Source organism: Ensifer sp. LC384 (genome assembly GCF_001695865.1).
Classification (GTDB): Bacteria; Pseudomonadota; Alphaproteobacteria; order Rhizobiales; family Rhizobiaceae; genus Ensifer.
Map to the genome: position 1 here is coordinate 1 of NZ_MBST01000079.1, position 628 is coordinate 628.

The 628-nt window shown below is 57.0% G+C and carries 2 pseudogenes; both read right to left on the bottom strand.

Features of this window, described 5'->3' with window-relative positions:
- Positions 1 to 117: 117 nt before the first annotated feature.
- Positions 118 to 504 (bottom strand): annotated as a pseudogene (locus BC363_RS31915) (conjugal transfer protein TrbE); the annotation flags it as partial.
- A gap of 23 nt (positions 505 to 527) precedes the next feature.
- Positions 528 to 628: pseudogene (locus BC363_RS34035) on the bottom strand (IS5/IS1182 family transposase); the annotation flags it as partial.

The following is a 628-nucleotide window of genomic DNA, read 5'->3' on the forward strand; positions in this document are numbered from 1 at the left end:
ACTTCTGGCGCACATCTCTCCGCTGGGTTGGGCGCACATATTATTGACAGGCGAATATCTCTGGCCCAAGGCCGCAAGCGCTTAGAGTGTCATTCCGCCCCCAGCCGGAACCGACCCCTTCCTGCGGCTTTCTTTGTCGGAGTAGACGTATTTGCTAAGCCCTATTTTCTTGGGTTCAGGTGGCCGATAGGTGAGGATGAGCGCGTGCTTGCTCTCGAAATGTCCCTGCTCGCGTGCGAAATGCGCCCGTCGTTCGGCATCAATTGCGCGCGTCACCGGGTCTGGGAAATGACAGCGATCTTCTGAAGGGTAGTCGACCGTGGGAATACGGATGGCTTCGACCTGGATCATCCAGCCGCTGCCAAGTCGTGACAGGATCGCGTTGACCTGACGCGATAGCTCGTTCCTCTCGAGATCAGTGGCGCTTTCGGAGTCTGGGCCGGCGAAATACCAGCCCGCCATCAGGCTCCCGTCCTTCAAGAGGAGAGTGCCGTTTTCGACCATGCCGGCCTAGGAAGTGTGGACAGTTATCTGATCCATAGAACGATTGCTGCGATAGTGACGACTGCGAGGTAGTTTTCGGCGGTTTTTTCGAAGCGAGTAGCGACCCTTCGGAACTGCTTGAGTC